The organism is Patulibacter defluvii (assembly GCF_034096925.1).
Taxonomy (GTDB): domain Bacteria; phylum Actinomycetota; class Thermoleophilia; order Solirubrobacterales; family Solirubrobacteraceae; genus Patulibacter; species Patulibacter defluvii.
In genome coordinates this window covers 1-25774 of record NZ_JAWZSQ010000030.1, presented here as the reverse complement: position 1 = coordinate 25774, position 25774 = coordinate 1, and the positions used below count along the sequence as shown (strand labels likewise).

Below are 25774 nucleotides of genomic sequence, written 5' to 3'. Positions count from 1 at the left end.
CGTCCCTCGGAGTCGTGGCGATCATGCACGACGCATTGCCTGGAACAGGCTCGGTGACGGCATTGGGGGGGTGTCGGCACGGAGCGGGAGAGAACAGCGAGAGAGGGAGCCCATGCGGGCGAAGAGCACGAGACGTCGCCGTTCAACGGCGGCTTGGACGGGTCTGCTGCTGGCCGGCGCCGTGACGGCGATCCCGGCCGGGTCGGCGAGCGCGGCCGCCACCCTCGGACCGCGGCCGACGCCGGCGGCGGCCGCGACCGACCGGGTCGTCGAGCAGGTGTCGCCGGCGGAGAAGCACGGCCAGTCGGCCGACGCGGTGCTGCAGGTGGCCGACGGCGGGAGCGGCGTCCTGTTCCGGTCGCTCGGGGCGTTCGCGGACGTGCAGAACAGCACTGGCATCGCCTTCTACCGGGCACGTCGCGGCACCTACGGGTGGAACACGGTCGGGATGCAGCCGCGCCTGATCGGGCGCGCGCCGCTCAACACCGAGGCGCCGGACTTCGGCGGGGCCGACCCCCAGCTCGACAACCTGATCGAGACGACGACCTACCCGTTCGATCCCGCGGCTCCCGACCAGGAGCCGCCGGTTCGCGGCGGCAAGCAGCCGGTGTCCAAGGTCTACCGGGTCGGCGCGGGCGGGGCGGTCAGCTGGCTGTCCCCGGATACGTTGGCGCCGGACGGGACGCTCGGCCACACGCGGCTGGTCGCGGCGTCGGCCGATGTCCAGCGACTGCTGCTGTCCGGCGTCGACCTCAGCGGGGCGACCGCCCGCCTGTACGTGCGCGACGGCGACCGCACGGTGCCGGTCGACGTCGACCCCGACGGGAACGTCTTCGGCGGCGGGGTGATTCCGGTCCGCCAGGGCATGAGCGACGACGGCCAGACGGTCGTCTTCGCCGCGAACGAGGACGGCAGTCGCAGCCGCGAGCTCTACGTCCGCCGCAATGCGCTGCGGCCGGACGCCGACACGGTCGTCGCCAACCGCTCGCGCCGCGACGGCGACCCGCCGGGCACCGTCTGCGACGGCGGCTTCCTCGGCCTCGCCCCGGACGGGCGGCGAGCCCTGTTCAGCTGCGAGCAGCCGATGACCGACGGCGCGCCGGACGGTGAGGCCGGGCTCTACGAGTACGACCCGGTCCTGGACAGCCTGCGGTACCTCTACCCGAGCGGCCCGGTCGACGACGTGCTGGGAGCCGATCGCGATCTGCGGCGGATCTACGTCGCCGGTCCGTCCGAAGTGGGCGTCGATCGGAGCATCTGGCTGATCGACGACCGGGGCGCGCGAGAGGTCGTTCGCAACGCGATTCCGGCCGGCGATCTGCGAGCGTCGGTGGCGCGCGACGGGAAGCGCGTGGCGTTCCTCAGCGACAAGGGGCTCGACGACGGCTACGCCGGTCGGCAGATGTACGTCTACGACGCCACCGACGAGCCGGACGGGTCGCTGACCTGCGTCTCCTGCCGCCCGGGCGCGTCCTCCGGCGGCGAGGCGGAGTTCTCCGCGGGCGAGTTCGGGTTCCTCGACGCCCGTAGCGGCCCCGGCTCGAGCAGCTTCACGGACGACGGATCGTTCTTCTTCATGAGCACGGCCGCGCTGGCGCCCGGGGCGCCCGAGGGACCGAAGAGCGTCTACGAGTACCGCGACGGGCAGGTGCGGCTGCTGGCCGCGGGTACGGAGAAGGACGATGCGCGGTTCGCCGGCGCATCGCCGGACGGGACCGACGTCTTCGTGGTCACGGCGCAGTCGCTGGTGCCGCAGGACCAGGACTATCCGGTGCTCGACCTGTACAGCTTCCGGCGCGGGGGAGGGTTCCCGCCCGAGCCCGGGTGCAGCGACTGCGAGCCGCCAGCGCCGCCCGACCGCGGTGGCCCGACGCCGCAGGCCGCCGTCGGCAGCCAGCAGGACGCGCCGTTGAGCGTCGGCGAGCGTTCGCCGGCCTTCGCGCCGACCCCGAAGCCGAGGGTCGTCAGCCGCCGCGCGACGACGATGGCGATCGCGCTGCGGGTCCGCGTCCGCGTCGCGGGCACGATCCGGATCACCGGCAACGGTCTCCGGCGGACCTCGCGCAAGGCGTCGCGAGCCGGGACCTACGCGGTGACGGTGCGGTTGACGACCAAAGCCCGGCGCGCGGTCGCGCGTCGCGGTCGGCTGGCGGTGCGGATGCGGGTGCGGTTGACGCCGAAGGCCGGCGCGACCAGCAGCGCCGCAACCACCCTGACGATCAAGCGGACGACGAGGAAGGCCGCCTGATGCGCGCCACGATCACCCCCCGGGCGACCCGCCGCTGGCTCGTCGCCGTCCTGGCCACCGCCGGCGTCGCGGCGGTCCCGGCCGCGGCCGACGCGGTCGAGTTCGGCATCCAGCCGGGCACGGCGAAGGTGCAGCTGCTGGCTCCGGACGAGACGCCGCAGTCGCAGGCCGGTGCCCACCCCGACCTGCGGGTCGGGTTCCAGGTGGCCACCACGGAGCCGGACCGGTCCGGCAACGTCATGCCCGCCGGATCGCTGCGGGACGTCGACGTGCGGCTGCCGCCGGGCCTGATCGGCAGCCTGCGGGCGACGCCGATCTGCCTCGAGACGGCGAAGGACACCGAGCAGTGCCCGCGCGAGACGATGATCGGCACGGCCGACGTCTGGCTGAGCACGCGACCGAGCCGCCCGCCCGGAGGGGCGCTCAGCCGGGCGCTGGTCTTCCGGCTGCAGGCGCCGAAGGGCGTCGCGGCCCGGCTCGGGTTCAAGATCACGGGCATCTCGATCATCCTCGACGCCCGGGTCACCGCCGACGGCGGCTACCGGCTGGCGTCGGGCGCGACCGGGGTCTCCAACGCGGTGGCGCTCTTCCGCCAGGAGCTGACGCTGTGGGGCGTGCCGGCTGATCACAACGGCGACGGCCCGTTGATGGCCGACGCCACGAACAACATGACCTACGGCGTGCCCGGCCCCGGCCCGCGGCTGCCGTTCATGTGGGCGCCGACGCGCTGCGGCACACCGCTGGACGCCACCATCGACCTCCGCTCCTGGCAGCAGCCCGAGCACACGGTCCGGGAGGACGTGCGGGTCAGCGACGGGCTGAGCGGCTGCGACCAGCTGCCGTTCGCGCCGACGCTGGCGGTCCAGCCCGACACGAAGGCCGCCGGTCAGCCGTCGGGCTACACGGTCGATCTGAGCGTGCCCCAGCAGGAGGGTCCGGACGACCTGACCACGGCGCAGGTGCGTGATGCGACGGTGACGTTGCCGGAGGGCGTGGCGATCTCGCCGGGCCGGGCGCGGGGCCTGGACGTCTGCACCGACGCGCAGCTCGGCGCGGGCGCGGACGGCGCGGAGGCGTGCCCGGCGGCCAGTCGGGTCGGCGAGGTGCGGATCGACACGCCGCTGCTGCCCGATCCGCTGACCGGCAGCGTCTACATGGCGGAGCAGCGGTCGCAGGACCCGGCCTCGGGCGACATGTACCGGATGTTCGTCGTCGGGCACGACCCGGTCAGCGGGGTGCGGATCAAGTTGGTCGGGCGGATCAAGGCCGATCCGCGGACCGGGCAGCTGACGACCGTCTTCGCCGACAACCCGCAGATGCCGTTCTCGCGGCTGTCGCTGCGGCTCGACGGCGGCGACAAGGCCGCGCTGGTCAACCCGATGACCTGCGGCGAGAAGCGCGCCAGCCTGGCGGCCACGGCCTGGACCGATCTGGCGAAGACCGCGGATGCGACCTTCACCATCGACCAGGGGTGCCCGACCGGCAGCTTCGCGCCGAGTCTGACCGCCGGCACCGCCAGTCCGCTGGCCGGCCAGTTCTCGCCGTTCGCGGTAACCGTCCAGCGGGCCGACGGCGATCAGGATCTGTCGCAGATCGGGCTCGACCTGCCGTCGGGGCTGCTCGCGGCCCTCGGCAGCGTGCCGCTCTGCCCGGAGCCGCAGGCCGCCGCCGGCAGCTGCGACGCCGGTTCGCGGATCGGCACGGCGACGGTCGCCGCCGGCACCGGGGCGTCCCCCTACTCGCTCGGTGGGCCGGTCTACCTCGGCGGTCCCTACAAGGGTGCGCCGTTCAGCCTCTCGATCGCGGTGCCGGCGAAGGCCGGCCCGTTCGACCTCGGCCTGGTCGTGGTGCGGTCGCGGCTGCTGGTCGACGCCAACCACGCGAAGGCATCGGTGGTCTCCGATCCGCTGCCGACGATCGTCGGCGGGGTGCCGCTGCACCTGCAGCGGGTCCAGATCGAGCTCGATCGGCCCGGCTTCACGTTCAACGCGACCAGCTGCCAGCCGATGCAGATCGGCTCGACGCTGACCAGCACCGCGGGCGCGACCGCCGCTCCCGCGGTCCGCTACCAGGCGCAGGGCTGCGATCGGGTGCCGTTGCGTCCGACGCTGTCGATGACGCTGACCGGCAACGCCTCGCAGCTCGGCAAGTTCGGTGCGCCCGGGGTCGAGGCCGAGCTGACGCAGACGCCCGGCCAGTCCGGCTTGCGGCAGGTGCGGGTGACGCTGCCGGAGAGCGTGGCGTTGAACACGGCCAACGCCAACAAGCCGGGCGCACTCTGCGAGCCGGCGCAGGCGGCGGCGCGGTCGTGCCCGGAGAGCAGTCAGGTCGGGTGGGCGGAGGCCGAGACCCCCGCGCTGCACGAGCCGTTGAAGGGCCCGATCTACTTCGTCCGTGGCGAGCGGATCCAGGACGGCAAGGTGGTGAAGACGCTGCCGGGCCTGTACGTGAAGCTCGACGGCGAGGGCGTGCCGTTGGATCTGCGGGCGACCTCGTCGATCACGCGGACGACCCCACAGCGGCTGATCGCGGACTTCGCCGAGATCCCGGACGCGCCGATCAAGCGCTTCCGGATGAGCCTGAAGGCCGGCAGCGGTTCGGTGCTGCAGACGGCGAAGGGCGTCTGCCCGCAGGCGAAGCTCGCCGACGTGACGTTCAGTGGCCATACCGGGGGTGAGCAGTCGGCGCGGATCGCGGCTGCGGTTCCGGGTTGCGGTTTCGCGATCACCAGCACCACCAGCAGTCAGCGGCGGATCAGTGCCCGCGTCTCCGGGATCGGGGCGGGCACGCTGCAGCTGAGCGGCAGCGGCCTCGCGTCGGCCAAGCGCAAGATCCGCTCGGCCGATCGCGCCACGATCGCGGCGTCGTTGAAGCGGGCGAGCGTGCGCAAGCTGGCCCGTGGTCGCGCGGTGAAGGTGAAGATCCGGGTGCGGTTCGCCCCGAAGGTCGGGAAGGCGCGGACGGTGACCCGCACGGTCACGGTCAAGCCGGCCCGCCGCGCGAGGAAGCGCTGAGCCATGGAGCGGGCGGGCGGTGGCCGGACGATGGTCACCGCCCGCCCGGCCACCGTCGGCGCTAGATCGTCCCGCGCGGCGCCAGCCAGGCCACCGGCTGCCCGGTGACGGCGGCGATCGCGTCGTAGTCGCGGTCGTAGTGGAGGACGGTCGCGCCGGCCAGCTCGGCGGCCGCCGCGACCAGGTAGTCCGCCGTCGACGGTCCGCGGTGGGCGCCGCCGCCACGAGTGGCGAGCAGCTCCATCACCTCGACCGCACGAGCCGTGGCGCTGTCGTTCGTCGCGGCCCGGGCCAGGACGCCGAGGTCGGCCCGCCGCTGGCGGAACCGCTCCGGCCGGTCCTCGTGGTGCAGCAGCTCCAGGGCCACGACGTCGCAGATCAGGATCCGGCCGGCGCGCACGAGGGTCGCGAACCGCTCGCGGACGGCGCTGGGGGTCGACCGCTGGCGGGTCTTGACCCAGGCGCTGGTGTCGGCCAGGTAGAGCGGCTCAGCCGTCGACATCGGTCATCGGATCGGCGTCGCGGCGACGGGCGAAGCGCTCGAAGGCGTCGTCGGGCAGCTCCCAGGCCAGCAGCCGCTCGACCGCCGCCTCGCGGACGACCCGCTCGAGTGCCACCCGGACGGTGTCGGTGGTGCGGCTGCTGCCGATCGCCGCGCCGGCCTGGGCGACCAGGTCGGTGTCGAGGATCAGGGAGGTCCGCTTCATGGGCACCAGCCCAGCGTACGTCATGAAGCGAAACTAGCGTAGGAATCCGTGGAGTCTCTACATATGAATGCGCCAACTGCGTGCGTAATGCGTGTCAACTCTCCGCGCCGGCGTAGGGCGGGTAGACGTCGACCATCGCGATCGGCAGCTGGTCGCCGATCCACACGGCCCAGCCGTCGCGGCCGGCCTCGCGCAGGAAGGTCAGCCGGCGGCGGGGCAGCTCCGGGTTGGCGAACGAGACCCGCTCGACCGTCGTCGACGGCGGCACCGGCTCCTCGTCCTGCCAGAGCGCGCGCTCACCCTCGCCGGCGGCGGGGGTCGGGGCGGCCGTCAGCTCGTCGAGCGGGCGCCACTCCAGCTCGCGCCAGCGCAGCGGCCGGGCGTGGGGGTCGAGCGCGGCGCTGTCCTCGGCGCCGACCGACAGCACCACGTGGCGAGGGTCGGCGTCGTCGACGGCCAGCAGCGCCCGCTGGCGCTTGTCCTCCAGGTGCCACGCGGCCCAGGCCCGGGCGCCCTCGGCGGCGGCGATCCGCTGGACGCCGCGGACGCTCCAGGCGCGGTCGTCGCAGTCGACGCGGGCACCGACCTGCAGCCGCTCGACGTGCGAGGCGATCCCGGCCCGTCCCTCGGGCAGCTCGCCGTTGCGCTCGGCCCGGGTCGACTGCCGCAGCGCGAGCACGAAGCTCGCCGCCGCGACCACGGCCAGGACTGCGACGACGATCCCGAGCAGCATCGCCGTCGAGCATAGGCCAGGGACTTCGTCGCGACCCGCCCCAGGGGCTATGCTATAAATCCGGATCAGGAATAAGAGTTTCCGCGGGCCGGGTTTCCGGAGCCGCGGGAACGACCACTCCGCGACCGCCCCCACGGCGATCGCTCGTGCACGTGCATCAGCCGTCGGCCGTCCGACGGGGGACTGGGTGAAGGACGACACCGAGCCACGCATGCGCACCCCTGCCCGCCCCTCCCTGCCCGACGGCGCCCCGCCGGTCGTCGCCCTCGACGGCGTCGGCAAGACCTTCGCCAACGGCACCGCCGCGCTCGACGCCGTCGACCTGACCGTCGCGCCCGGCGAGCTGGTCTCGTTCGTCGGCCCCTCCGGCTGCGGCAAGTCGACCGTCTTCCGCCTGATCGCCGGCCTCGCCGACCCCAGCCGCGGCGCGGTCGCGGTGATGGGCCAGCCGCCGCAGCGCGCCCGCCGCGACGGCGACGTCGCCTACGTCTTCCAGGAGCCGACCCTGCTGCCGTGGGCCAGCGTCCGCGACAACGTCGCCCTGCCGCTGCGGCTGCGCGGACTCGGGCGCCGCGAACGCCGCGCCGCCGCCGACCGCGCGCTCGAGCTGGTCGACCTCGCCGGCCACCACCGCGACCTGCCCCGCCAGCTCTCGGGCGGGATGCGGATGCGGGTCTCGATCGCCCGCGCGCTCGTCTCGCGGCCGCGGCTGCTGCTGATGGACGAGCCGTTCGGGGCGCTCGACGAGATCACCCGCCAGGCGCTCCAGGGCGAGCTGCTGCGGATCTGGAGCCAGGCCGACGAGATGACCGTCCTCTTCGTCACCCACAACGTCTTCGAGGCGGTCTACCTGTCGACGCGGATCGCGGTGATGGCGCCGCGCCCGGGCCGGATCGCCGCCGAGCTGACCGTCCCCGAGCCGTATCCGCGCGACGCCGGCTTCCGGACCTCGCCCGCCTTCAGCGCCGCGGTCGCCGCGGTCGGCGAGCGGTTGCAGGCCGGCGCGCTGCCGGTCGGCGCGGGAAGCGAGGCCGACCGTGTCGAGTGACGTGCTGGCCCGCGGCGAGGCCCCCGCGACGACGACGGCCGGCGGCCACGCCCTCCGCGCCGCCGCCGGCCGCGCCCCCCGCCTGCTCGCCCGCGGCCTCCGGCGGGCGCTGCCGCCGCTGCTGGTGCTGGTCGTGGTGCTGCTCGCGTGGCAGGCGATCACCCGCTGGGGCGACGTCCCGAAGTACCTGGTGCCGGCCCCGACCGACGTCGCCGCCGCCGCCCGCGACAACGCCTCCGACCTGCTGACCTCGCTGCTGACGACCGCCCGCGAGGCGGTGACCGCGTTCGTGGTCAGCGGCGCGCTCGGGATCCTCGGCGCGATCGCCCTCGCCAGCTCGCGGACGCTGGAGCGCAGCGTCTACCCCTACGCGATCGTGCTCCAGACGATCCCGGTGGTCGCGACCGCGCCGCTGATCGTGATCTGGTTCGGCGCCTCGATCACGTCGGTGGTGGTGATCGCCGCGATCATGGGCTTCTTCCCGGTCCTCTCCAGCACGCTGACCGGGCTGCGGGCGACCGACCACCGGCTGACCGACCTCTTCGCGCTCTACGACGCCGGCCGCTGGCAGACGCTCTGGCGGCTGCGGGTGCCCGCGGCGCTGCCGTACGTCGTCTCCGGCCTGCGCGTCTCCAGCACCCTCGCCGTGGTCGGCGCGATCGTCGGCGAGTACATCGCCGGGATCGGCAACGGCGAGGCCGGCCTGGGCTACGCGATCACCCAGTCGGCGATCCGGCTGGAGACCGCCTACCTGTTCGCCGCCGGGATCGCCGCGTCGATCCTCGGCATCGCCTTCTTCCAGCTCGTCAACGGGCTCTCGCGGCTGCTGCTCGGGTCGTGGCACGAGTCCGAGCTGCGGGTGGAGCGATGAGCGCCCGCCCGACCCCGACCCCGATCGGCGCCCGCCGGTCGACCCCTCCCGGAAGGACCACCATGAAGCACCGCATCCTGCCCCTGCTGCTGGCCGTCGGGGTCGCCCTCGGCCTCGCCGCCTGCGGGGGAGACGACGGCGACGGCGCGGCCGACGGCGGACCGCGCCGCGCGACCCTGGCGCTCGACTGGTTCGCCCAGCCCTCGAACGGCGGGCCCTACGCGGCCCAGGACGCCGGCTACTACCGCGACCGCGGAATCGAGCTGACGATCCAGCCCGGCAGCGCCCAGGCGACGTCGATCCAGATCGTCGGCGGCGGCAAGGCCCAGTTCGGCCTCGAGACCGCGGAGAACATCCTCCAGGCCCGCGACAAGGGCGTGCCGATCGTGGCGCTGGCGGCGACGCTGCAGAAGAGCCCGGCGGTGCTGCTGTACCACCGCGGCCAGCCGATCCGCAGCTACCGCGACCTCAACGGCCGCACCGTCTACACCCAGATCGGCGCGCCGGTCTGGCAGTACCAGAAGAAGAAGTACGGCCTGGACGACGTCAAGGACCGCCAGTTCGCCGGCTCGTACGCGCCCTTCGCCAAGGACGAGCGGGCGGTCGCGCAGGGCTACGTCACCTCGAGCCCGGCCCAGCTGAAGGCCCAGGGCGTCGACGTCGACGTGCTCGAGAACCCGGAGGGGATCGGCTACGGCAGCGTCCTCTTCACCACCGAGCGCGAGATCCGCGACCACCCCGACCTGGTCCGCGACGTGGTCGCCGCGACCGTCCAGGGCTGGGAGCGCTACCGCGACCACGACGACGAGGTCAGCGCGGTGCTGGCGCGCAACGCCAAGGGCCGCACGGTCGAGGACCTGAAGGCCGAGGGCGAGGCCCAGAAGCCGTTCATCTGGACCGGCGACGCCGAGACCCACGGCTTCGGCTGGACCACGGCCGCGCGCTGGCAGGCGACCGCCGACCTGCTGCTGAAGGCGGGCGCGATCGGCAAGCCGGCCGACGTCCGCAAGGCGTTCACCACCGAGTTCCTGCCGCAGCGATGAGCGCCCGGATCCGGCTCAACGCCGTCACCGTCAACGGCCCGACCGTCTCGCCGGGCCTCTGGGCCCACCCCGAGGAGCGGGCCCACGAGTACACGTCGCTGCGCCACTGGCGGGCGCTCGCCCGGACGCTGGAGGAGGCCCGCTTCGACGCGATCTTCTTCGCCGACATGCTCGGGCTCTACGACGTCCACCAGGCCAGCCCGGCGCCGGCCCTGCGGCAGGCGATCCAGGTGCCGCTGAACGACCCCACCTACCTGATCCCGGCGATGGCGGCGGTCACCGAGCACCTCGGGTTCGCGGTCACCGTCTCGACCACCTACGACCAGCCCTACCCGGTCGCGCGGCGGCTCTCGACGCTCGACGTCCTGACCGGCGGGCGGGTCGGCTGGAACGTCGTGACCTCGAACCTGGCCAGCGCCGCCCGCGCCCACGGCCACGCCGACGAGGTCCCCGCCCAGGAGCGCTACGACCGCGGCGACGACTTCCTGGCCGCGGCCTACGCGCTCTGGGAGTCCTCGTGGGAGGACGACGCGATCGTCCTCGACCGCGAGGGCCGGGTCCACACCGACCCGGACAAGGTCCACCAGATCGACCACGTCGGGCCGTGGTTCTCGCTGCCCGGTCCGCATCTGCTGGGCCCGACCCCGCAGCGGACGCCGTTCCTGTTCCAGGCCGGGTCGTCCGAGCGCGGACGCGAATTCGCCGCCACCCACGCCGAGGCGATCTTCCTCAACACCCCGACCGCGGCGGCGACGAAGTTCATCGTCGACGACATCCGCGGCCGCGCCGAGCGGCTGGGGCGCGACCCGGCGTCGGTGCTCTTCTTCCCGAAGCTGACGCCGATCGCCGCCGCCAGCGACGAGGAGGCCCGCGAGCGCTACGACGACTTCCTGCGCTACTCGTCGACCGAGGGGATCTTCACCCTGCTCGGGGCGTGGACCGGGCTCGACTTCGCCGAGGTCGGCGAGGACCGGCTGCTGGCGTTCGTGGAGAAGGCCGACCAGCGCGGGCTGGTCGAGTCGCTGCGGCGGACGCGGCCGAACGGCGGCTGGTCGGTCGACGAGCTGGCCAGCGTCTTCGCCTTCGGCACCAGCGCGCTGACGATCGGCGGTCCGACCTCGATCGCCGACGAGATCGAGCGCTACGTCGAGCAGACCGGCGTCGACGGCTTCAACATCGCGTCGGTGATCCAGCCCGGGACGGTCGCGGCGTTCGCCGAGCACGTCGTCCCCGAGCTGCAGCGCCGCGGCCTGGTCCAGCGCGAGTACGGGCCCGGCACCCTGCGCGAGAAGCTCGCCGGCGGCGGGCCCCACCTGCGCGACGACCACCCCGGCCGCGCGATCGCCGACCGCGCGGGCTGGCGGCGCGACCGGACCGACGCGGCGACCGCGTCCTGAGAGGAGCGAGCATGGCGACCAAGCAGATCCACCTGACCCTCGTCGAGCAGGGCGGCCCGGCCGCCGACAGCGGGCTCTGGAACCACCCCGACTTCCCGCCGCGGCTGAACGAGGACCCGCGCTACTGGGAGCGGCTGGCGCGGACGCTGGAGGCCGGCGGGTTCGACGCGATCTTCTTCGCCGACACTCCGGCCCTGCGCGCGGACAGCCCCGAGGCCCGCGACCACCACCTGCGCAGCGGCGGCGTCCCGCGGCTCGACCCGGCCTACCTGATCCCGCTGATGGCGGCGGTCACCGAGCACCTGGGCTTCACGGTCACGTCGTCGATCAGCTACGACCACCCGTATCCGCTGGCGCGCAAGTTCACCACCCTCGACCACCTGACCGACGGCCGGATCGGGTGGAACGTGGTGGCGAACAACGTGCGGGCGGCGGCGCTCAACCACGGGCTCGACGACCAGCTGCCCCACGACGACCGCTACGACCGCGGCGACGCGTTCCTGGCCGCGGCCTACGCGCTCTGGAACGCCAGCTGGGAGGACGGGGCGGTGCTGCGCGACCCGCAGCGCGGGGTCTACGTCGACCCCGAGCTGGTCCACGAGGTCGACCACGAGGGTCCCTGGTTCCGGGTCCGCGCGCCGCACCTGGCCGAGCCCTCGCCGCAGCGGACGCCGGTGCTGTTCCAGGCCGGGTCGTCGGACCGCGGGCGCCGCTTCGCCGCCACCCACGCCGAGTGCGTCTACCTGAACGCGAACTCGATCGAGGAGACCGGCTACCTGGTGGCCGACGTCCGCCGGCGGGCCGACGGGCTCGGGCGCGACGGGTCGCGGCTGAAGTTCCTGCCCCGGATCATCCCGGTGCTGGGCGGGACCGAGGAGGAGGCCCGGCGCCGCTACGAGGACTACGTCGACCACCACGACGAGCAGTCGGCCGTGGTGATCCTCCAGCAGTGGGCGGGGATCGACGTCCGCGGCCGCGACCCGGAGGAGCCGCTGGACCTGGCGACGCTGGTCGTCGAGGGCGCCAGCAGCCAGCACACCGGCGACTACCTGAAGCGGCGGCAGGCGGCCGAGGGGCGGCGGTTCACCGTCCGCGACCTGCTGCGGATGTACGCCTTCGGCGGCGAGGGCAACGTGACGGTCGGGACGCCGGAGCAGGTCGCCGACGTGCTCGATCGCTACGTGGAGGAGGCCGACGTCGACGGCTTCAACGTCGCCTACATGGTCCGTGAGCGGAGCGTCGCCGAGTTCGCCGAGCAGGTGGTGCCGGAGCTGCGCCGGCGGGGACGGCTGCCGGCCGAGCCGCGCCGGGGGACCCTCCGCGAGCAGCTGTTCGGTGCCGGTCCGCTGCTGCCCGACGACCACCCGGGACGGCGGGCCGCGCTCGTCTCCCGCCCTTGACAAGAAAGTTTGTCAATGGTTCGATCGGGAGCGGATGCATGACGTCGACGTGATCGACGAGCCGGCGACCGCGGTCGTCGCGCTCGATCCGGTGCGGACCCGGCTGCTGGCCGCGCTGCGCGAGCCGGCCTCGGCCTCGGCGCTGGCCGAGCGGGTCGGGCTGACCCGGCAGAAGGTCAACTACCACCTGCGGACGCTCGAGGCCCACGGGCTGGTCGAGGTGGCGGAGACCCGCCGCTGGGGCGGCCTGACCGAGCGGCTGCTGGTGGCGACCGCGGTCGGCTACGTGGTCTCGCCGGGGGCGCTCGGCGACGCCGCCACCGATCCGGCGCGGACGCCCGACCGGCTGTCGGCGGCCTTCCTGATCGCGCTCGCGGCACGGGCGGTGCGCGAGGTCGGCGGCCTGGCGCGCCAGGGCCGGCGGGAGCGCCGGCGGCTGGTGACGTTCGCGCTCGACAGCGAGATCCGCTTCGCCTCGCCCGCCGACCGGGCCGCGTTCGCCGACGAGCTGACCGAGGCCGTCGTGCGGCTGGCCGCCAAGTACCACCGGCGCGAGGGCGAGGGCCGCTGGCACCGGCTGCTGGTGGCCGCCCACCCGATGCCCGACGACGCCGTGCCCGATCCCGATCCCGACGGCGAGGAGCCCCGATGAGCAGCCCCGAGCAGGACGACCCGACCGAGCGCGTGGTGCGGGTGCAGACCGAGGTCCCGACCGGCCCCGAGCAGACCTGGCGGGCGATCGCCACCGCGGCCGGGATCAGCGGCTGGTTCACGGCCGCGCAGGTCGAGGAGCGCGAGGGCGGGCGGATCGTCACCGATCACGGCCCGTTCGGCACCTCCGAGGGGACGGTGACCACCTGGGATCCGCCCCACCGCTTCGTCTACGAGGAGCGCGACTGGAACCCGGACGATCCCGCGGCGCCGGTCTGGGCGACCGAGATCGTCGTCGAGGCCCAGGAGGGCGGCCACTGCGTCGTGCGGCTGGCCAGCGGCTTCTTCCACGGCGGCGAGGGCTGGGAGGACCAGCTCGGCGGCACCGACGAGGGCTGGGCGCGCGGGATGGTCAACCTGCGCCTGTACCTGACCCACTTCGCCGACCGGCCGACGGCCAACGTCTTCCTGATCGGCAGCGTCGGGGCGGACCGCTCGGCCGCCGCGGCACGGCTGCTGCGGGCGGCGGGGCTGGAGGGCGTCGCGGTCGGCGATCCGGTCGCCGCGGCCGCCGGCCGACCGCCGCTGGAGGGCGTGGTCGAGCACGTCGGGCCGACCGGGGTCGTCGTCCGCGGGCCCGACGGCCTCCACGAGCTCGACGCCTGGCAGCACGCCACCACCTCGGTCTCGGTCCGCGCCTACCTGCACGGCGACGACGGGGTCGCCCGCGCCCGCGAGGAGGACGCGCGCTGGAGCGCCTGGCTGCGCGAGGTCTTCCCCGACTTCTCCCCGCCCGGATCGCCGGTGCCGCCGGCGTAGGGCGGGCGGGGCCGCTAGTAGTCCGCCCAGCCCTTGCGCGTGTAGTCCAGGATCGCCGGCCGGTCGAGGGTGGTCGGACGGACGTCGCGGGGGCCGCGATCGGGGGCGAAGACCGCCGCGGCGCGGAGCACGTCGGGACGCAGGAAGCGCAGGCCGGCGGGGGCGCCGGCCAGGGTCAGCGGCGGCGCGACCCGCCGCTCGGCCGCCGGCGCCGCCAGCCAGAAGCCCCAGTCGCCGAAGGTCGGGACGTCGACGTGGTACGGGCGGCCGCGCCAGCCGGCCAGACTCAGGGTCTTGCCGACCGACCAGAAGGCGTCGGGGGCGAAGTAGGGCGATCCCGACTGGACGACCATCACGCCGCCGGGAGCGAGCGCGCGGGTCCGCACCATCCCGTAGAGCTCGGCGCTGTAGAGCCGGGCCAGGCCCTGGTCGTCGGGATCGGGGAAGTCGACCACGACCACGTCCCAGCGGCGCGCGTCGTCGCCGCTCAGCCGCCGGACCCACGAGAACGCGTCGGCGTTGGTGACCGTCACCCGCCGGTCGTCGAGGGCTCCGCGGTTCATCCGCCGCAGCCGCGGATCCTCCCGCGCCAGCCGCGTCATCGCCGGATCGAGGTCGACCAGCCGCACCTCCCGCACCTGCCGGTGGCGGAGCACCTCGCGGACCGCCATCCCGTCGCCGCCGCCCAGCACCAGCACCCGCGTCGGCGCCGCGCCGCCGGGACCGCGGAGGGCGGCCGCCGCCGACAGGGCCGGGTGGACCAGCGCCTCGTGGTAGCGGTACTCGTCGCGGCTCGACAGCTGCAGGTCGCCGTTGAGGAACAGCCGCACGTCCTTCGTGCCCGAGAAGGTGGCGCTCTCGGTGATGTCGATCTCCTGGTAGGGCGTGCGCTCGCTGACCACGATCGGGTCGTCGTAGAGCTGCTGGCGGGCCGAGACCTCGAACCGTCCCGCGTAGGCCAGGCCGGCGGCGACCGCGATCGCCCCGACCACCAGCACCGCGATCGCGCCGACCCGCTGCCGTCCCCGCAGGTCGCCGCGGAAGACCACCAGCACGATCACCGCCGCGCAGACCAGGTTCAGCAGCCCCGCGGCCAGCGCCCCGCGCAGCTGGCCCAGCAGCGGCAGCAGCAGGAACGGGAACGCCAGCCCGCCGACCAGCGCGCCGATGTAGTCGGCCGCCGTCAGGTCGGCCACCGCCCGTGCCGCGTCCTGGCGCCGGACCCGCTGCAGCAGCTCCATCAGCAGCGGCAGCTCGGCCCCGACCAGGGTCCCGCAGAGCAGCGACATCAGCACCACGGCCGGCGTGTAGATGCCGGCGTAGGCGAACGCGGCGTAGCAGACGAGGACCGAGAAGCCGCCCGCCACGGCGACCCCGGTCTCGATCGCCACGAACGCCCCGAGCGGCCGTCGCAGCAACGGCTTGGCCGCCAGCGCCCCGAGCCCGAGCGCGAACACGAACAGCGAGACGACGAGCGAGGTCTGGGTCACCGACGACCCGACCAGGACCCCGCCGAGCGCCACCAGCGCCAGCTCGTAGACCAGCGCGCAGGCGGCGCACGCGCCCGCGGCGGCCAGCAGCAGCGCCCGCGCGCCGCGCCTCATCGGGCGCCCGCCGGGCGGGGGAGGACGGCGGCGCCGGCGGCGCCGCCCGGCCTCACGAGATCGAGGCGGCGACGATCGCGCCGACCGCCAGGTGGGTGACGACGGTGATCCACACCGCCGGATGATGATCGTCGTGGGCGACCATCGCGCCCAGGTCGCCCGGGGTCAGCAGGTCGACGACCTTGAACACCAGCCCGATCAGCACCACGCCGAGCAGCCCGTAGCCGGCCGCGTCGACCAGGCCCTTCTCCAGCTCGTCGTTGGAGGAGAGGATCGCGACCACGATCGTGACGCTGTTGGCGATCAGACCCGAGGCCAGGACGGCGGTCAGGTCCTTGTTCTTGTCCTCCCAGATCTGCTTGCGCAGGTTGCCGGGCGTCGCCAGGTCGACCGTCACGAAGCCGGCCACCAGCACCAGCAGCCCGACGGCGGAGTAGGCCGCGGCGGAGCCGATGCCGGTGAGCAGGTCGTTGAGCGTGTCGGTCATCAGGCGCTGGGTGGGGTCGAGGAGGACGGCGGATCGGCGTCGGCCGGCCCGTCGTCGGACGTCGGGGTCGGCGGCGCGGTCGGCGGCGCAGCGGCCGTCGACGCGAACCGGCCGCGCGCGTCGCGACGCGGCGCGCGGCGCTGGGAGCGGCGCATCCGCCAGGCGAAGAAGACGACGGTCAGGGCGACCAGCAGCACCACCAGCGAGATCGCGAAGCCGATGCCGTTGGCCCGCAGCCAGTCCGACCCGGGCTTGCCGGTCAGGTGGTCGCCGCCGGGCGCGGCCTGCGCGGTGGCGGGCTCGGCCGGCACCGCCTGGTCGAGCGTCAGCGGCAGCGCGGCGGTCGCGTTGCGCAGTGCCTTGTCGTCGTCGTCGCCGAGCAGGTCGCCCGAGGAGAGCGAGGAGAGGTCCTCCAGCCGCGACCGGACCGTGCTGCTCGACAGCCCCGGGACGGTCGAGACGACGCTCCACGCGGCCGAGTCCTCGGATTCGCAGGAGCCGCAGGTGTAGGTGATCGAGACCTGCAGCTCGATCGCGCCCTTCGAGCACTCCGGCCCGGCCGCCACCCGCTGGTTGGGGCCGGCGCTGGAGACGGCATCCTGCTTCGGCACGCCGGAGTCGGACAGCTGGACCACGTAGCCGAAGCAGACGCCGGTCTCGCTGGTCGCCTCGGCCAGGCTCGACGCCAGCTCGACCCGGTCGGCGGCAGCCATCAGCACGCCGTCGCCGGCCTGCTCGGGGGTGATCTCGGGGGCGGTGGGGGTGCCGGTGGTCGTCTCAGCGACGTAGACGTTGACGGCCTGGGATCCGCGCTGCTGGACGTCGGGTTCGGCCTGGCCGAGCTCCGTCCCCGTCGTCGTCTGCGCCCCGGCGACCGCCGGCAGCAGCGCCACGACCAGCGCCACCAGCAGCGCCAGCGCCAGCCCGACCGGGGCCGCCAGCCGACCGCGCGCGCTCACTTGCCGCTCCCCGGTCCGCCGCCGCGGAAGCCCTCGGCGCGGCCCGAGTAGGTACCGAACCAGCCGCCGACGAACGGGTACCAGTGGGCGTAGCCGCGCTCGGGGTCGTCGACCTCGATGTCGGTCCCGCCGCCGGTCCGCGGCCGGATCGCCAGGAAGGTGTCGGAGTAGCGCAGGAAGACGCCGCCGGGATCGGTCAGCCGATCGGCCGGCTTCCAGGCGTCGGTGATCTCGGAGACGACCTTCTCGACCCGCTTGTCGCTGCGGTACAGCTCGGCCCCGCCGCGCTTGCCGACGTGGCTGTAGTGGTCCTTGACGTAGCCCTTGACCGACGAGCCGCAGGAGGAGAGCGTCCCCACCAGCACGGCGAGCGCGATCACGGCCACGATCGCGCCGATCACCAGCGTGGTCGTCGACTTGCTCGTGCCGCTCACGGCGCCGGCTCCTCGACCACGGTCACGGTGGTGCGGGTGCGGACGACCTCGCCGCGCTCCGGGTACAGGTGCCAGCTCTCCCAGCCCGGCTCCGCGTCGGGCAGCAGCCGCAGCGCGGTCAGCGCGTCGGGCGTGCCGGGGAACGCGGCCAGCAGCCGGTCGCGACCGCCGCCGTCGGCCCGCAGCTCGGCGCCGAGGGCGGCGACCGCCGCCCGCCCGGGCCGTTCGACGGTGGCGGCGAAGCGGTAGCGGAGCCCGTCGCGCTCGACGCTGGCCGGCGCCGCGGCCAGCGTCCGCCCGTCGGGCGCGCCATAGGCGACGACCTCGGTCAGCCGGCGGTCTCCGGCGGCCACCTCGACCGCGTGCGAGGCGCCGAGCACGTGCAGCCGCAGCCGCAGGTCGCCGAGCGCGACCTCGGCCGAGGCGAGCGCCGCCGGGGCCGAGGCGCCCGGCAGCAGCGACCACGCCAGGTCGTCGGCGGCGGCGTCGCGGAAGGGGACGTCGAGCTGGACGAGCACGGACTCAGGCGGCCGGCCGGTCGGACGGGTCGTCGGCCCGCAGCGCCTCGTAGGCGACCTCGGCCCGCCGCGCCAGGTCGCGCAGCTGCTCGATCCGCGGCTCGAGCGCGGCGGCCCGCGCCTCCTGCTCCTCGGCGGTCCGGGTCAGCTGCTCCAGCTCGCCGCCGGCCGCCGCCCGCTCGCGCAGCCGCGTGGCCTCGGCCCGCGCCTGGGCGTGGGCGGTGATCGCCGCGCCGGCCGCCTCGCGCGCGGCGTCGAGGGCGGCCCGCGCCGCCGCCACCGGGTCGCCGGCGGACGTCCCGCCGCTGCTCGCGCCGTCGCTCACGCGGTCGCTCCGCCGGCGCGGCCGGCCGGGTAGATCTCGAGCAGGTGGGCGGGGACGACCTCGCCGGTCGAGACCTCCCACGAGCCCTCCTGCGACCAGCGCTCGAAGCCCAGCCGCTTGCCGCCCTCGGCCTTGTAGTCGACGTACCAGGCGGCGCCGCTCTCGGGCACGCCGGTGGTGCCGGTCGAGGTGAAGCGGGCCTTGCCCGACTCGACCTTCTTGTAGGTGCGGCCGCCGTAGGTGACCGAGCCCGAGGGCTCCAGCTCGCCGGCGTCGTCGACCGCCTTCCAGAGCGCCACGTCGGTGCCGTCGGAGAGATCGACCGAGAGCCAGGTCCGCTCGTCGCCGCCGGCGTCGAGGTGGTACTCGGACCAGACGTAGCCGTCCTCGTCGAAGCGGATCTCGCCGCGGACGACGTAGTCGTGGCCGCCGTGGGCGACGACGGCGCCGACGCCGAGCCCGTCGAGCGGCCCGCCCGGGCCCTCGGCCAGGGGGTCGCTGGGGGCGGCCAGCGGGGCCGGCCGGGCCTGGCGGTTCCTCGACCACCAGAGGCCGATCGCCACTCCGATGGCGACGAGCACGACGATCACGATCACGGCGACCATGGGGCGGACCCTAGCGGGAGGGCGCCATGTCGCAAACCCTCGCGCCGATCGCGGACCGCGCTTTCCCGTCAGGTGCAGGGAGGACCGCCGAACGGCGCCCGTCCGTCCGGGCGGACCCGCAAGATCAGACGCCGCTGCGCGCGCGCCGTCACGGAACTCCGGCGCCCGCTCTGGCAGGCTTCCGACCCCCGCGTGTCCGCTCCGAACGCCACCCCCAACCTCCGCCCCTGGCAGCAGCAGGTCCTGGCCAAGATGGAGGCCTGGACGTCGGGCACCTTCCTGGTCGCCGCGGCGCCCGGGGCGGGCAAGACCCGGCCGGCGCTGGAGCAGGCGGTGCGGCTGCTCTACGCGCGCGAGGCCGACCGGGTGGCGCTCGTCTGCCCGACCGCGCCGCTGACCCGCCAGTGGGCCGCGGCCGCCGCCCGGCTGGGGCTGAACCTCGCTCCCGACGCCACCGAGCTGACCCCGCCGGCCGGCTTCCACGGCGTCGCGGTGACCTACGCCCGGGTCGCGCAATCGGCCGAGCGATGGGCGGGCCAGTGCCTGGAGAGCACGCTGGTGATCGCCGACGAGGCGCACCACCTGGGGGAGGAGCTGGCCTGGGGCCAGGGCTTCACGCTCGCGCTCGGGCGCGCGAAGCGCTGGCTGCTGCTCTCCGGCACCCCGTTCCGCTCCGACGCCAGCCCGATCCCGGGGGTCGACTACGACAGCGACGGGGTCGCCCAGCCGGACTACGCCTACGGCTACGCCGACGCGGTCCGCGATGCCGTCTGCCGCCCGGTCACGTTCATCCCCTTCGACGGCGCGATGTCGTGGCGGGTCGGGGACGAGACGGTCGAGGGCTCGTTCGCCGACCAGGTGGCGAGCGACCAGCGGGCCAAGCGCTACCGGACGGCGATTTCGACCGAGCTGGCCGGGGCGCTGCCGAAGATCCTCGGCGACGCCCACCGGCGGCTGATCGGCCTGCGCGAGACCAACCACCCGACGGCGGGCGGGCTGGTGGTGACGGCCGACAGCGACCACGCGCGGGCGGTGGCGGCGACGCTCCACCAGATCACCGGCTCGCCGCCGGTGGTGGTGATGCACACCGATCCCCAGGCCCACCGCCGGCTGGCCGAGTTCACCGACTCGAGCGAGCCGTGGATCGTCGCCGTCAACATGGTCAGCGAGGGCGTCGACATCCCGCGGCTGCGGGTCGGCGTCTACGCGACGACGGCGAAGACGGCGATGATCTTCCGCCAGATCGTCGGCCGCTTCGTGCGGACCGTGCCCGGGCGGCCGATCGAGAGCTCATGGCTCTACCTGCCGGCCGAGCCGACGCTGCGCGCGCACGCGGCGGAGATCGACCGCGAGCTGGTGCCGCTGCTGCGCCGCAAGTCGGACGTCGATCCCGACGCGATGCTCGACGACGGGGCGCTGGAGCAGGCCAACCGGACCGAGGACGAGGCCGGCCTGGCCCCGGAGTGGCAGGCGCTGGAGGCGGACATGGCGCCGGCCGCGCAGCTCGACCTGTTCGGCGGCGCGACCCCGATCCGGGCCCCGGAGCCGATCGTCCCGGTGGCGGCGCCGGCGACGGCCGCGGCGCCCGTTCCCGGCGCGGTGGCGGCCCCGCCGGCGGTCCAGGACGTGCCGCTCTGGCAGCAGCGCCAGCGGCTGCGCGACGCCCGCCACCGGCTGGTGGCCGAGCTCGGCCGCAGCCGCCGCGCCTCGCACCGCGAGATCAACGCCTGGCTGAACGCGCGGGTCGGGATCGCCAAGGTCGACGACGCGACGATCGAGCAGCTGGAGCAGTCGATCGACGTCCTCCACGACGCGCTCGCCGGCCGCGCGTAGGGCGACCGGCGAGGTCGCTCGGGTAGCGTGCCGCGCCATGGAGATCGCGATCCGCCACGCCCCGAGCTTCGCCGCCGCCCGTCTGACCCTCGCCGGTGGCGAGGCCCTGAACGCGGAGTCGGGCGCGATGATGGCCACCTCGGCCGGGGTCGAGGTCGAGTCGAAGATGCGCGGGGGCCTGAAGGGCGCCTTCAAGCGCGGGATCCTCGGCGGCGAGTCGCTCTTCGTCAGCACCTTCACCGCGCCCGCGCAGGGCGGCTGGGTCGACGTCGCGGCGCGGCTGCCCGGCGACCTGCTGGTGCTCGACGTCGACGGGGCGGTCAACCTGGCCCGCGGCGCCTACCTGGCGGCCGAGGAGGGCGTGACGATCGACGCCAAGTGGGGCGGCTTCAAGAACCTGGTCGGCGGCGAGGGCGGCTTCCTGGTCCGGGCCGAGGGCCGCGGCCAGCTGCTGACCGCCGCCTACGGGGCGATCGACGTCCTCGAGCTGGGCGCCGGCGAGTCGGTCGTCGTCGACTCCGGCCACATGGTCGCCTACGAGGAGGGCGTCGAGTTCTCGCTCCGCAAGGTCACCTCGGGCCTGATCCAGTCGGTCAAGAGCGGCGAGGGCTTCGTCTTCGAGTTCCGCGGCCCCGGCCGGGTCTGGATCCAGACCCGCAACCCGGGCCAGCTGGTCTCGTGGCTGACCGCCGAGTTGCCCTTCTCGCGCGGGTGACGGGTACGGTGTCGCCGATGCGCGCCCGCGTCGCCCTCTGCATGGCCCTGCCCTACGCCATCGCCCTGGCCGCGATGGCGCTGGCGGGCTGAACGGCCGCCTACGGCAGGTCGGCCACGACCTCGGCCAGCGACTTGCGGATGCCGGTCAGGAACGGCAGCTCCTCGCGCATGTGGGCGCGGGCGCGGGCGCCGCGCAGCTCGCGCATCAGGTCGACGATCCGGGTCAGCTCGTCGGCCTCGAAGGCCAGCAGCCACTCGTAGTCGTTGAGGGCGAAGGCGCTGATCGTGTTCGCCCGCACGTCCTTGAATCCGGCCGCCATCATGCCGTGCTCGCGCAGCATCGCCGAGCGCTCGTCCGGCGCGAGCAGGTACCACTCGAGCGAGCGGACGAAGGGGTAGACGGAGATGTACTTCCGCGCCGGCGTCCCCTCCAGGTAGGCCGGGACGTGGGCCTTGTTGAACTCGGCCTCGCGGTGGACGCCGATCGAGGTCCACCAGGGGTCGAGCGCCTGGCCCAGCCGGGTCCGGTTGAAGGCCACCAGCGCGTCCTGGAGCGCGTCGGCGCTCGGCCCGATCATCCACAGCAGGACGTCCGTTTCGGCCCGGAAGCCGACGGTCGAGTAGCTGCCGCGGAGGATCGCCTCGCCGCCGGTCAGCGCGGCCTCGGCCTCGGCGGCCAGCTCGGCCCGCAGGGCGGGGTCGCCGTTCGGGACCCGCCGGTGCCCGCGCGCCGCCTTGAACGAGGCGTAGATCGCGTACAGGTTGGTGAAGTCCGTCTGCGTGCTCATGGCTCCGCGGACGATAGGACGACCGCGGCGGCGGTGCGTTCGGCCCGCTCGCGGCCCGGCTGCGGTATGACTCCGTGTGTGCGCCGTCCGCTGCTGTCGTCCCTCCTGCTCGTCCTGCTCGCGCTCGCCACGCTGCCCGCCGTCGCGTCGGCCGCCGAGCCACCGAACCAGAACGACCCCTGCGCGAGCGCCGGCCGCAACACCTGCGGCACCACCGGCGTCGGCAAGTACGCCCGCTACCGCTACGGCACCCGCTGGTTCGGGGACTTCCGCGGCGCGATCGACGGTGTCACCGACGGGGCCTTCTGCATCGACCTGCGGTTCTGGTATCCGTCGAAGCGGTTCGGCTACCAGCGGCGCTCGACCGCCGGCCTCAAGAGCAAGGAGCGGCAGGCGATCTCGAGCGCGAAGCTGCGCCAGATGGCCTACGCGCTCTGGAACCACGGGCGCTCGCGCCAGCGCAACCAGCAGGCGGCCGTGATGCTCTACGTCCACGGGCTGATGGGCGACGGCGCGCCGGGCGAGGTCGATCCGAAGGCGATCGGCGTCGGCTCGCTCTACGCCCGGATCGCCCGCGACGCCCGCCGCTACGCCGGCCCCTACAAGGTCCAGGTCGACCTGCCCTCCGGCGGGCTGACCGTCGGCCGCGCGGTCAAGCCGACCGTGCGGGTGCTGTCGGCGTCGGGCGCGACCGTGCCGAACGTCGCCGTCGACCTGGCCGGCTCGGGCGGGGCCAGCGGGCTGCCGCGGACGATCAACACCGGCCGCAGCGGCGTCGCCCGCCTGAACGTCACCCCCAACGACGCCAAGGGCGGCCTGCGGCTGAACGCGAAGGCGACCCTCGCCGCCACGGCCCCCGAGCTGTACGTGCCGACCAAGGGCGCCTCGGCCCGCAGCGGCCAGCGGCTGGTGGTCCCGGCGTCGGCCCCGGTCACCGCCGCCCGCACCGCGCCGGTCGCCCCGGCCCAGGTGAAGGTGACCACCGCCGCCACCCCGACCTCGGTCCTGCTCGGCGGCCAGAGCACCGACAAGGTCACGATCAGCGGCGCGCCGGCCGACTGGAAGGCGCCGATCACGGTCCGTCTCTACGGCCCGGCCGGGACCCGCGAGGCGATCCGCTGCGAGGGCGCTCCGGTCGCCGAGGTCACCCACGTGGCCGGCAACGGCGACTCGGTCACCCCGCCGGTGACCCCGAACGCGCCCGGCTGGTACGGCTACCAGCTGATCGTGCCCGGCACCGACGACGTGCTCGGGGTCACCACCCCCTGCGCCGAGCCGAGCGAGACGCTGCGGGTGGAGGTCCAGCCGCGGGTCCACACCCAGATCAGCAACCAGCTGCTGAACGGCCCCGGATCGGTCACCGACACGGTCTGGGTCGAGGGCCTGGCCGGCCAGTCGGCGACCGTCGCGGCCGCCCTCTACGGCCCGCTGCCGGCGGCCGACAAGCTGACCTGCGACGGCCCGCCGGTCTGGTCCGGCAGCTTCGCCGCGGCGGCCGACGGCCAGTACGTCACCGAGCCGGCCCAGCTGACGGTGCCCGGCTACTACACCTACCGCGAGCGGCTGACCGGCTCGGAGTTCGTGCGTCCGACCGAGACGGCCTGCGGCGAGGCCGCCGAGACGACGATCGTCCGCGGCCACCCGCAGATCACGACCCAGATCAGCAGCCAGGACACGGCGGTCGGCAGCGAGGTCACCGACACCGCGGTCGTCACCGGCCTCGGCAAGCTGCGGGCCGACGTCGCGGTCGAGCTGTGGGGCCCGTTCCCCAGCCGCGACGCGATCCGCTGCGAGGGCACGCCCTACTGGACCGGCAGCTTCAGCGCCGACGGCGACGGCAGCTACAAGACCGCGCCGGTCAAGCTCCAGAAGGCCGGCTGGTACACGTACCGCGAGGCGATCGTCGGGACCAACGCCTACGACGGCGTCCAGACCGCCTGTGGCGAGGCCGCCGAGACCACGATCGCCCGCGCCAAGCCGCAGGTCACGACCGTCGTCTCGCACGCGGTCACCCGTCCCGGCTCGTCGATCTTCGACCGGATCAAGGTCACCGGCCTCGGCCAGACCCCGGCCCGGATCGAGGCCGAGCTGTTCGGGCCGTTCTCGTCCCGCAGCGCGATCCGCTGCAGCGGCACCCCGTACTGGAAGGGGACGGTCGACGTCGCCGGCGACGGCGAGGTCTCCTCGCCCAAGGTCCGGCTGGAGAAGGCCGGCTTCTACACCTACCGCGAGCGGATCGCGGGCAGCGAGGCGGTCACCGGCACCGAGACCGCCTGCGCCGAGGAGGCCGAGACCTCGCTCAGCCGGCCGCTGATCCTGACCGGTCGCGGCGAGGGCGAGCGGGTGGCCGAGATCCGCGCCACCCCGGCGCCGCGCGCGGTCGCGCCGACCCAGGTCCGGATCGACCGGCTCGGGGTGCGGGCGTCGCTGGGGGCGGTCGGGATCGACCTGGCCAGCGGCGCGCTGGCGGTCCCGAAGGACATCAAGCGGGCCGGCTGGTGGGCCGATGGCGCCGACCTGGCGTCGAAGACCGGAACCGTGCTGCTGGCGGGCCACGTCGACAGCGCCAAGCGCGGCACCGGCGCGTTCTTCCGCCTCAAGAGCGCCCGTCGCGGCGACACGGTGACGGTCAGCGGCGGCGGCCGGACGGTCCGCTACCGCGTCACCGGCGTCCGCAAGCTGGCGAAGGAGCAGCTGCCCGCGAGCATCTTCACCCGCAGCGGCAGCCGCAAGCTGGTCCTGGTCACCTGCGGCGGGCCGTTCGACCGCCGCACCGGGCACTACCGGGACAACATCGTCGTCACCGCGGTGCCGCGGTAGCGGGGCGGGTGGCGCGGCCGTCGCGGTCGCGCCACCCGCCCCGCGCTCAGCGGACGGTCAGCGGCCGCGCGATCGTCGCCGGCAGGCCGGCGGCGGCGTTGCCGATCGGCTCCAGCTTCCAGCCGGAGCGGTTGCCCGCGCTCGTTCCGCAGGCGGGGTTGTCGATCGTCGCCGAGGTGAACGCCTCGTTGGCCGCCGTCCCCTGGCTGACGGTCGCCGGACGCATCAGGCTGCCGAGGCTGCCGGAGTAGACCAGCCACTTGCCGCCGATGTGCTCCGGCGGCGTGACGTTGCCGCCCTTGCCGTCGTTCAGGTACGCCGTGCCGGGGCTGGCCGTGGCGCAGTCGCCGGTGTAGTAGATCTGGGCCGGGCGGAACGTGCCGGTGAAGGGGATCGTCACCTGGTACCCGGTCGAGGTCAGGACCGTCGCCCCGACGCGGTCGAGGGCCACGATCGTGCCGAGGACGACGTCGTCGGCGTCGACCAGCCGGGTGCCACCCGAGGGGCCCGCGGGACCGGTCGCGCCCTGGGGGCCGGTGGCGCCCGCGGGACCGGTGGCGCCGGTCGGGCCGGGCTCGCCCCGCTCGCCGCGGTCGCCCGTCGCGCCGGCGGGCCCGACAGGACCGGTGGGGCCGATCGGGCCGATCGGCCCGTCGGGGCCGGCCGGACCGGTCGCGCCGTCGGGACCGACCTCGCCCTTCGCGCCGGGCGCGCCGTCGCGGCCGGCCTCGCCGGTCGGGCCGGGGCGGCCGT

Annotated in this window: 23 protein-coding genes and 1 pseudogene; 12 read left to right on the top strand and 12 right to left on the bottom strand. The window is 74.7% G+C overall.

Annotated features, from left to right (window positions below):
* Positions 1-112 precede the first annotated feature (112 nt).
* Together SH587_RS21985 and SH587_RS21980 are read left to right on the top strand one after the other, a co-directional pair.
* Positions 113-2248: a hypothetical protein gene (locus SH587_RS21985; RefSeq protein WP_320672805.1), complete on the top strand. Its 2136-nt coding sequence runs from the start codon at positions 113-115 to the stop codon at positions 2246-2248.
* Positions 2248-5262 (top strand): hypothetical protein, encoded by a 3015-nt coding sequence (locus tag SH587_RS21980; RefSeq protein WP_320672804.1) that lies wholly within the window; start codon positions 2248-2250, stop codon positions 5260-5262. The genes SH587_RS21985 and SH587_RS21980 overlap by 1 nt, the downstream gene beginning before the upstream one ends.
* Before the next feature lie 61 nt (positions 5263-5323).
* On the opposite strand, the gene SH587_RS21975 is transcribed toward SH587_RS21980, so the two are convergent.
* From SH587_RS21975 to SH587_RS21965, 3 genes are all read right to left on the bottom strand, one after another.
* Positions 5324-5764, bottom strand: coding sequence for a PIN domain-containing protein (locus tag SH587_RS21975; protein WP_320672803.1), 441 nt, complete (start codon positions 5762-5764; stop codon positions 5324-5326).
* The gene (locus tag SH587_RS21970; RefSeq protein WP_320672802.1) at positions 5751-5969 is read right to left on the bottom strand and encodes a hypothetical protein; all 219 of its coding nucleotides are present in this window, start codon (positions 5967-5969) and stop codon (positions 5751-5753) included. The genes SH587_RS21975 and SH587_RS21970 overlap by 14 nt, the downstream gene beginning before the upstream one ends.
* Before the next feature lie 94 nt (positions 5970-6063).
* Positions 6064-6702, bottom strand: coding sequence for a DUF4178 domain-containing protein (locus SH587_RS21965; RefSeq protein ID WP_320672801.1), 639 nt, complete (start codon positions 6700-6702; stop codon positions 6064-6066).
* A gap of 211 nt (positions 6703-6913) precedes the next feature.
* On the opposite strand from SH587_RS21965, the gene SH587_RS21960 reads away from it, so the two are divergent.
* The 7 genes from SH587_RS21960 (at position 6914) to SH587_RS21930 (ending at position 13931) form a co-directional block, all read left to right on the top strand.
* Complete coding sequence (locus tag SH587_RS21960; RefSeq protein ID WP_320672800.1) at positions 6914-7750, top strand: ABC transporter ATP-binding protein; 837 nt, start codon at positions 6914-6916, stop codon at positions 7748-7750.
* Positions 7740-8621 (top strand): ABC transporter permease, encoded by an 882-nt coding sequence (locus SH587_RS21955; RefSeq protein ID WP_320672799.1) that lies wholly within the window; start codon positions 7740-7742, stop codon positions 8619-8621. Before SH587_RS21960 ends, SH587_RS21955 begins: the two co-directional genes overlap by 11 nt.
* A 62-nt stretch (positions 8622-8683) precedes the next feature.
* Positions 8684-9664, top strand: a complete 981-nt coding sequence (locus tag SH587_RS21950) for an ABC transporter substrate-binding protein (protein WP_320672798.1) — start codon at positions 8684-8686, stop codon at positions 9662-9664.
* A complete protein-coding gene (locus tag SH587_RS21945) occupies positions 9661-11061 on the top strand; it encodes an LLM class flavin-dependent oxidoreductase (protein WP_320672797.1) in 1401 nt (466 codons plus the stop codon). The genes SH587_RS21950 and SH587_RS21945 overlap by 4 nt, the downstream gene beginning before the upstream one ends.
* An 11-nt stretch (positions 11062-11072) precedes the next feature.
* Entirely contained in the window at positions 11073-12461 is a 1389-nt protein-coding gene (locus tag SH587_RS21940; RefSeq protein WP_320672796.1) for an NtaA/DmoA family FMN-dependent monooxygenase, read from the top strand.
* 34 nt (positions 12462-12495) lie between these two features.
* The gene (locus SH587_RS21935) at positions 12496-13113 is read left to right on the top strand and encodes an ArsR/SmtB family transcription factor (RefSeq protein WP_320672795.1); all 618 of its coding nucleotides are present in this window, start codon (positions 12496-12498) and stop codon (positions 13111-13113) included.
* Positions 13110-13931: an SRPBCC family protein gene (locus tag SH587_RS21930; RefSeq protein ID WP_320672794.1), complete on the top strand. Its 822-nt coding sequence runs from the start codon at positions 13110-13112 to the stop codon at positions 13929-13931. The genes SH587_RS21935 and SH587_RS21930 overlap by 4 nt, the downstream gene beginning before the upstream one ends.
* Before the next feature lie 14 nt (positions 13932-13945).
* On the opposite strand, the gene SH587_RS21925 is transcribed toward SH587_RS21930, so the two are convergent.
* Genes SH587_RS21925 through SH587_RS21895 form a run of 7 tightly spaced genes read right to left on the bottom strand, consistent with a single transcriptional unit; the run spans position 13946 to position 18863 of the window.
* Entirely contained in the window at positions 13946-15535 is a 1590-nt protein-coding gene (locus SH587_RS21925) for a polyamine aminopropyltransferase (protein WP_320672793.1), read from the bottom strand.
* 52 nt (positions 15536-15587) lie between these two features.
* Positions 15588-16022: a DUF350 domain-containing protein gene (locus SH587_RS21920; RefSeq protein WP_320672792.1), complete on the bottom strand. Its 435-nt coding sequence runs from the start codon at positions 16020-16022 to the stop codon at positions 15588-15590.
* A complete protein-coding gene (locus tag SH587_RS21915; RefSeq protein ID WP_320672791.1) occupies positions 16022-16981 on the bottom strand; it encodes a hypothetical protein in 960 nt (319 codons plus the stop codon). Before SH587_RS21915 ends, SH587_RS21920 begins: the two co-directional genes overlap by 1 nt.
* Positions 16978-17415: a DUF4247 domain-containing protein gene (locus SH587_RS21910; RefSeq protein ID WP_320672790.1), complete on the bottom strand. Its 438-nt coding sequence runs from the start codon at positions 17413-17415 to the stop codon at positions 16978-16980. Before SH587_RS21910 ends, SH587_RS21915 begins: the two co-directional genes overlap by 4 nt.
* Positions 17412-17933 carry a DUF2617 family protein gene (locus tag SH587_RS21905; RefSeq protein WP_320672789.1) on the bottom strand — a complete coding sequence of 174 codons (522 nt, stop codon included), beginning with the start codon at positions 17931-17933 and terminating at the stop codon, positions 17412-17414. The genes SH587_RS21910 and SH587_RS21905 overlap by 4 nt, the downstream gene beginning before the upstream one ends.
* 4 nt (positions 17934-17937) lie before the next feature.
* Positions 17938-18258, bottom strand: a complete 321-nt coding sequence (locus SH587_RS21900) for a hypothetical protein (protein ID WP_320672788.1) — start codon at positions 18256-18258, stop codon at positions 17938-17940.
* The gene (locus SH587_RS21895; RefSeq protein ID WP_320672787.1) at positions 18255-18863 is read right to left on the bottom strand and encodes a DUF4178 domain-containing protein; all 609 of its coding nucleotides are present in this window, start codon (positions 18861-18863) and stop codon (positions 18255-18257) included. Before SH587_RS21895 ends, SH587_RS21900 begins: the two co-directional genes overlap by 4 nt.
* A gap of 192 nt (positions 18864-19055) precedes the next feature.
* On the opposite strand from SH587_RS21895, the gene SH587_RS21890 reads away from it, so the two are divergent.
* Together SH587_RS21890 and SH587_RS21885 are read left to right on the top strand one after the other, a co-directional pair.
* Positions 19056-20696 carry a DEAD/DEAH box helicase gene (locus tag SH587_RS21890; protein WP_320672786.1) on the top strand — a complete coding sequence of 547 codons (1641 nt, stop codon included), beginning with the start codon at positions 19056-19058 and terminating at the stop codon, positions 20694-20696.
* Positions 20697-20733: 37 nt separating this feature from the next.
* On the top strand, positions 20734-21411 hold the full coding sequence (locus SH587_RS21885) for a TIGR00266 family protein (protein ID WP_320672785.1): 678 nt from the start codon (positions 20734-20736) through the stop codon (positions 21409-21411).
* A gap of 100 nt (positions 21412-21511) precedes the next feature.
* Here SH587_RS21885 and hemQ read toward each other — a convergent pair whose 3' ends face one another.
* A complete protein-coding gene (hemQ, locus tag SH587_RS21880) occupies positions 21512-22201 on the bottom strand; it encodes a hydrogen peroxide-dependent heme synthase (RefSeq protein WP_320672784.1) in 690 nt (229 codons plus the stop codon).
* A 78-nt stretch (positions 22202-22279) separates the two neighbouring features.
* Between hemQ and SH587_RS21875 the strand changes: the two genes are divergently transcribed.
* Complete coding sequence (locus SH587_RS21875) at positions 22280-25021, top strand: class F sortase (protein ID WP_320672783.1); 2742 nt, start codon at positions 22280-22282, stop codon at positions 25019-25021.
* 46 nt (positions 25022-25067) lie between these two features.
* Here SH587_RS21875 and SH587_RS21870 read toward each other — a convergent pair.
* A pseudogene (locus SH587_RS21870) lies at positions 25068-25774 on the bottom strand (hypothetical protein); the annotation flags it as partial.

Coding starts and splice junctions, on each gene's coding strand:
- SH587_RS21985 (WP_320672805.1), top strand. CDS start 113: ATGCGGGCGAAGAGCACGAGACGTCGCCGTTCAACGGCGGCTTGGACG.
- SH587_RS21980 (WP_320672804.1), top strand. CDS start 2,248: ATGCGCGCCACGATCACCCCCCGGGCGACCCGCCGCTGGCTCGTCGCC.
- SH587_RS21975 (WP_320672803.1), bottom strand. CDS start 5,764: ATGTCGACGGCTGAGCCGCTCTACCTGGCCGACACCAGCGCCTGGGTC.
- SH587_RS21970 (WP_320672802.1), bottom strand. CDS start 5,969: ATGAAGCGGACCTCCCTGATCCTCGACACCGACCTGGTCGCCCAGGCC.
- SH587_RS21965 (WP_320672801.1), bottom strand. CDS start 6,702: ATGCTGCTCGGGATCGTCGTCGCAGTCCTGGCCGTGGTCGCGGCGGCG.
- SH587_RS21960 (WP_320672800.1), top strand. CDS start 6,914: ATGCGCACCCCTGCCCGCCCCTCCCTGCCCGACGGCGCCCCGCCGGTC.
- SH587_RS21950 (WP_320672798.1), top strand. CDS start 8,684: ATGAAGCACCGCATCCTGCCCCTGCTGCTGGCCGTCGGGGTCGCCCTC.
- SH587_RS21945 (WP_320672797.1), top strand. CDS start 9,661: ATGAGCGCCCGGATCCGGCTCAACGCCGTCACCGTCAACGGCCCGACC.
- SH587_RS21940 (WP_320672796.1), top strand. CDS start 11,073: ATGGCGACCAAGCAGATCCACCTGACCCTCGTCGAGCAGGGCGGCCCG.
- SH587_RS21935 (WP_320672795.1), top strand. CDS start 12,496: ATGCATGACGTCGACGTGATCGACGAGCCGGCGACCGCGGTCGTCGCG.
- SH587_RS21930 (WP_320672794.1), top strand. CDS start 13,110: ATGAGCAGCCCCGAGCAGGACGACCCGACCGAGCGCGTGGTGCGGGTG.
- SH587_RS21925 (WP_320672793.1), bottom strand. CDS start 15,535: ATGAGGCGCGGCGCGCGGGCGCTGCTGCTGGCCGCCGCGGGCGCGTGC.
- SH587_RS21920 (WP_320672792.1), bottom strand. CDS start 16,022: ATGACCGACACGCTCAACGACCTGCTCACCGGCATCGGCTCCGCCGCG.
- SH587_RS21895 (WP_320672787.1), bottom strand. CDS start 18,863: ATGGTCGCCGTGATCGTGATCGTCGTGCTCGTCGCCATCGGAGTGGCG.
- SH587_RS21885 (WP_320672785.1), top strand. CDS start 20,734: ATGGAGATCGCGATCCGCCACGCCCCGAGCTTCGCCGCCGCCCGTCTG.
- hemQ (WP_320672784.1), bottom strand. CDS start 22,201: ATGAGCACGCAGACGGACTTCACCAACCTGTACGCGATCTACGCCTCG.